Genomic DNA, 6,000 nt, shown 5'->3' with positions numbered 1-6,000 from the left:
TCACGAATCCGCTTCTGAAGATCACGGATGGCCTTGTCTTCTGGGTTTAGTTGTCCACTACCGGGAAACGCTTGACTGCCGTCCTGTTTGAACTCGGCGATCCAGCGGTAGATCGTATTCTCATGCAGACCCATCTCACGGGCTACCTGCGCCACCGACTTCCCATCTTCTTGAACGAGTCGAACGGTTTGAAGTTTGAATTCTTTGTCGTACTTTTTTGTCATGTCGGACACCTCGATTATGAATGCTTTTATTTTCGCACTCTCGGTTCTCCGTGTCCAATATTGAGTCTAGCACCAATTACTTATCTTGCTGTGATATTGATCTCTTTATCTCCAATACTAGGTCATTTAACTTTCTTTTATCTTCCTCCTTACGAAACAGCACTTTATTCCAACAATCGTCGCAATTTACTGTCCAGCAATCGTCATCCAAATCACGTATGGATGCTTCCTGAGCACCACAACGATAACAAGGTTCACTTACTTGTTTAGCTTTGAGCGCATCTTTCATTTTTTCATACTCTGCCTTGGCAGATTGATAACAACTATCGCAATAAGCCGTTGACTGTCCGTTGATTACTCGAATACTTCCCCCCTGACTGCAGGTCGCACAAGTCATTTTTGATAAATCCGTATACTTTCTGATAATAGGACTCAGATAAATCACTACCATTTTGCCATAACTCTCACTTATAGCGAAGATCTCCGGTTTAATTGAAGATTCATCAAGCTCCTCGAACATATTCCATATGAGTTGAAACCAACCTTCACCCACTGAAATGTTTACATCTGCTGCCCAAGGAAAACGCTCAACCAGCTTTTCTTTAAAATTCTGATTACACATAGATTAACCCCTCCAAGTTCTCATTTTGTATTAGCAGTACGCTTCTCAGCACAAGGATTACAATCTGTAAGTTACCAACCATCATGGAATCATGGTTGGACTTCACCTTACACTTCATATGAGTTTTCTCGCCGCGCTACTCTTGAAATAGAAAAATCTCAATCGGCTACCCCTTACTGCATTTCGGAGAAGAATAATCCGTTCCTGATCTTTAAGCTGCAGACAAACTACTCAAGACAAAATAAAAAGCTGCCGTTTTTCGCGGCAGCTGCATACTCCTACAAAATTATTGAGCGGCGGTTTCGGTATTTTCTTTTTCGGGCTTACCATATCTGAATGCGGAGTTACCCTCGAGCCGACTCAACAGGACCTTTCGAGCAGACTTGTATATATTTCCAGTCATGCCACAGCGAATGAGGAAAAGTCGAAAGGTGAACTTATCGTTGTCCGTTTCTTTCGACTTATTGGAAGCATACTTCAACGTCTTGGCAGTTTGATTCAATACTTCCACAAAATGCGTATATGCTTGAACCTTCTCGGCGGTCTGCTCACCTTGGAAGAACTTGAAGGTGATCGTCCGGTTGTCAAAGTCGAAAGCTATACCTGGGCAGAGGTTCTCCACTTCCGCTATTTTCGAAATAAGCTTCTCACTAGTGTCGACGGTCGGATCATGGATCGCCGCGATGAAAGGCTCCTCGATAATGTTACCCTCGAAACCGAGTGCCTTACCTATGAGGGATTGGCGGCTGTAAATCAGATTAACCAAGTTTCTTAAGGTAAACCCCGAATGATCGTCCAAAGGAACGGTGATCTCAAGGTCACGGATGACGGATTCAACATTCGGCGCGGCGGGAGATGCAGGTTCGGCAGGATTCCCCGGCTCAGAAGTGGCTGCCTGTCCTAATGATTCCGGCGCGGCAGGGGATTCAGGTTGAGCGGGAGGTTCCTGCTCAGTTGAACCTTCTTCTTGGGATTTTGACTCTGGATCAGTAGGAGCTACGGATGGAACCGGATCGGCAGGAACTTTGGGCTCGGGCGCACCGTCCGGATCGGTGGGGGCTTGCGATTCAGCAGAAGCCGCTATCCCATCAGCAGGAGAGCCGTTCAGCAAGCTCTGAAGCGCGACCTCGTTACCCTGTGGGTCTTTTACCTTCCCTGCCTGATCGACCGAGTAGACCCCGTTGGGAGCCTCAAAATGATAAATAAACGATGGGGCTCCCATATACTTAGGCTTGACAGCAAAGTGTTTACTTAATGCTTTGACGATCTCTTTTCTGTCCAAAATACGACCTCCAATTTTATCATGACGTTTTCAACAACGAGGTAATTAATAACCTTCGATTGAGGTTGTTGTTGTTCTACCTTGACTTTCATTGATTTGCAAGTAATTTTTGAGCAATAGAGGAAATAAGGGCAGTAATGTGTTCCCGTATAAAAACGAAAAATGTGACGCCGCTTTAAGGGCATCACATTGATGGTAGGTTAATTCCAGTATTTTCGATGTTACTTATGATGGACGCTTCCTTGTACGTTTCCACACCTTACAATGCCACCATCATAAACCTTCCCATGAACATTTCCACATTGAACACTTTCGCGAGCATCGACGTTTTTCCAAACCGTTTCACAAGTCACGTAGCCTCTGACGATCTCATTACTTTGCACATAGCCTCTGACGATCTCATCACTTTGCACATTTCCGTGAACAGTTACACTTGCATCAGATTGAAGTGAAGCAAGATCGACTTTAACTTTTTGGCCATATACACAAATGGAACCTCTAATAATGGAAACTTCATCTCCAATCTTGTTCATACGAACTCGCCTCATTTTCTCAATAGCGGCTGCAATCATTTTCATCAGCACCTTTCAATTAGACCGTAATAGGATACCTGTGACTTCTTTCTGCGCCGCGCCATCAGATGATAAAATCACTTCCACTCGTGTATTAAGATAAAGTAGCTAAGGATTCCACCAACAACGACTCCTGCGTATGGGATTCCAAATTGATAAAATAAAACAATGCACCCACCTACAATGGAAACAAGTAGAGAAGTGAAGATCGTCGCTTCTTTAAGCATGTCAAACCAGCACCTTTCGCAATGAATTGTGTGAACCTTTATTACTGTAATTTATCTCGTCCAGTGACTCCTAAATTAGAAAGTAATCTCGACTTCTGTGATAAAAGGTGCGGGAATTTATCCTACAACACAAAGAAAGGTGCTGAGAAAATCAGCACCTTCATTGTTTGCTATGAGAATGAGAACAACTGATACAAAGAAAAAATGGCGAATTACACTGCAGTTTGAGCCTTCAGATTAATTAAATCTTTGATCATTGACAGTTTCTAAAATCCCCTTCGTCCAATAGTCGTTAGACCAAACATACTCAGCGCGGGGAACAGCTTTAACAAAGTACTTCTCAGCCCATGTGCGGAAACCACCACTATTTGTCTGAATGAAGTATGAAAAGAGTGAAACGCTACCCCTCGGGGGAGCAATAGAACTGACTGCGGAATCAATAATGTACTCCAACCAGTATTTATCTCCACCTGCATATTTCAATACGCAACATAAGGATTCCTTACGAGACACATGATAAGCCAGCTTCAACCAGTTACTCGCGGCGCTAACCTTCTTCGTTACCCCATCCTCAATAAACTCTTTATCGGAAACATTGAAGAAGGACTGGAACTCATTCTTGTAATAATAATATTCCTTACCAAGAACATGACCGAAGAAGCTATTATAAAACTCTTTTGAAAGACCCAAGTCTCTATTCGATAGGCGTCCCATTGCTGTTGCAAAGACATGTACATCTCCAGCAAACTTATCTCGGTAATTTCCCGACTCTGTGCGAGCTAAGCGTTTAAGCTCTAGCTTGAACTGATTCACCATACGAGAAAACGGAAGGGAAGGAATCAGTTGCTCTAAATTCTCCAATACAAGCGGGCTGAGTTGACCTATCTCCTCGAACTTCTCTTTATAGTTGTTGTTCACAATAGCAGGGAATAGCTTATCAAATTCATTTCCTTCGAAAGCTTTCTCAAAACTGCGATTGATCTGGTCACGATACTTTTGGAACTCTTTAGGTAGTCGAACCTGTTCATTAAACATGACACGATATGTCTCATAATTACTGTTGTTCGAGATGAAACTTGCACATTCTTCAACAGCATCTACCCGACCGACATCCCGCTGCGAGAAGTCGTAGGACTGCTCTTTGGTATAGAAAATATGATCCCAAATACCCCGATCCTTTGACAACCATTCAATAACTTTTTCCTTCTCCGCACTATTCTGAGTGATGCTTTGTCTTAATTCGCTCAACTCTTCACGAATATCTTTTAACAGAGCCTTCTCTGCCTCTGCTCTATTCTCCTGAAGCTCTTCGTCTAGACTAATCTTCTCTTTACAGAAATCAAGCAAGTCGATAAGATCTTCATCTGTTACTACAGGAGGTGCTGTATCTAAAGAAACTGCTCCCGTTTCCGATTCGTTTGAAGAAGCACCCCACTCGGCAAGGCTATCATAAAGCTTACTGATCATATTCCCTTCAAGTAAGCCTGTGATTCGAGCGATATACTTCTCATACTCATTCTTTAAGGTTGTATAGCTACTCAGTATTTCAGGCGAAAGTATCGTGTTCCTTGAAGGCAAATAACTCAACAATGAGCCAAGGCAGGTATTGATCGCGCAGTAAAAGTTAAACGTATTGGTGTCAAAATACTTGGAGCTAATAAGGAAACAGTTATAGATCGCTTCGCTCTGGCTATTTAAGCGGTCGATCCGTCCATATCGCTGCTCTAAAGCAGATGGGTAAGCAGAAATATGGTAATTTACAATATGGTTATACCCCGGCAGATTAATGCCTTGCTCAGCAATCTGATACGTTAAGATCAATACAGTAGGCAAGTCAGTCAGCTTTGAAAAGTCTGACAATTCTTGAGGGTTACGTCCTGTGACAATATAATATGTCGGCTTGTCGGGTAGCTCTTTATTGGACTTTACGAAGCCTTCTGCTTCAAGCTGACCCCCGATGACATCAGCTTCTTTTACCACATATCTGGTGAATATGACAAAGCGATTGTCCTTGGACTCGGCGTAAAGATCTCGTAAATTCTTAACCAGTACTTCGTTTTTATTGCTGTACGATTGATACTTCCAAGTTAGGGTTTCATACCGTTTTGCCTGAGTCTTCTTATACCCCTCAGTCTGGAGAGACTTAATGGTGTCTTTGAAATACCGCGTTACCGGAAATTTCACGTCGAACTGACTGCAGATTAACTCTTCGGGCTGCTTACCTGATGTCTGCAATTGAGTGATCCAGCTTTCGTCAACATCTTTTCCAATAAGGGCAGCTGCAATGCGAGGGTATACCCTCAAATCCGAAACGTCCTGTTTAATCGGCGTTGCTGTTAGGAATACAACTTTGTTAGCAGAAACGTTCTGAACCAAGTTAGAATAACGCTGCGTTCCTTGACTCAAGAACAAATGCGCTTCATCAATAATGACTAAACCATATTTTTGCTTAATCTTAAACTTCGAGTGGTGATTGTTTACAGCCTTGATTCGGTGACTGAAGCCAAGATCTTCGAATGGCAACTTATCGAACCAATCCCCAATAAACTGTCCATGTTGCTTGATATTGCTACTTTGTGCGAGAGCATTAGTAGTAATAATAAGAACATTTTCATTAGGGTTTTGCTCCATGTAATCGAGTGCCATGATGCCGCTACTAATTGTCTTACCGCTACCAACTTCATCGAAAATGTAAACAACATCATTACCATGATTGTTTAAGCGTTCAATATTAGCAAACTGAAGTGGATACAAATCCACCACGTTCGGGTTTAATAAATTTAACCACTTCTTATCGACAGCCAAAGTCACAACTATTTCCTCCTAACTCTTAATGGTGTGATCATCTTGGTGGGTAGGTAGCTCACTTCAGATTCATGTTCCTAATGGATAAGGAAAAAAAAACCACGATACCCCAAATTTCTACATTATTCTACAGTCGACTCCTTATATCCTGTCTGAACAAACAAAAGCACCAAGACCCCAGTTTAAAGGGAGCTTGGTGCCTACCAATACGTTAACAAACCATACCACTCATACTTTCAAAGGTCGGCTCAATTGGAGAGCCTAGTAT

The 6,000-nt window shown here is 42.5% G+C and carries 5 protein-coding genes; all 5 read right to left on the bottom strand.

The genetic code is table 11. The annotated features are described in order from the left end of the window. Window positions 1-224: transposase (locus E1757_RS04730; protein WP_133225631.1), on the bottom strand; the 224-nt coding region annotated here is incomplete at its 3' end. Window positions 225-300: 76 nt separating this feature from the next. Then, window positions 301-846, bottom strand: coding sequence for a hypothetical protein (locus tag E1757_RS04725; protein WP_133225630.1), 546 nt, complete (start codon window positions 844-846; stop codon window positions 301-303). A 286-nt stretch (window positions 847-1,132) separates the two neighbouring features. Beyond that, entirely contained in the window at window positions 1,133-2,128 is a 996-nt protein-coding gene (locus E1757_RS04720; RefSeq protein ID WP_133225629.1) for a hypothetical protein, read from the bottom strand. 221 nt (window positions 2,129-2,349) lie between these two features. Beyond that, a complete protein-coding gene (locus tag E1757_RS04715) occupies window positions 2,350-2,700 on the bottom strand; it encodes a hypothetical protein (protein ID WP_133225628.1) in 351 nt (116 codons plus the stop codon). 464 nt (window positions 2,701-3,164) lie between these two features. Continuing rightward, entirely contained in the window at window positions 3,165-5,738 is a 2,574-nt protein-coding gene (locus E1757_RS04710) for a DEAD/DEAH box helicase (protein WP_133225627.1), read from the bottom strand. Window positions 5,739-6,000 lie beyond the last annotated feature (262 nt).

Source organism: Paenibacillus piri (genome assembly GCF_004354045.1).
Lineage (GTDB): Bacteria > Bacillota > Bacilli > Paenibacillales > NBRC-103111 > Paenibacillus_S > Paenibacillus_S piri.
The sequence above is the reverse complement of the archived record's forward strand: the minus strand, read 5'-3'. Positions and strand labels throughout refer to the sequence as shown.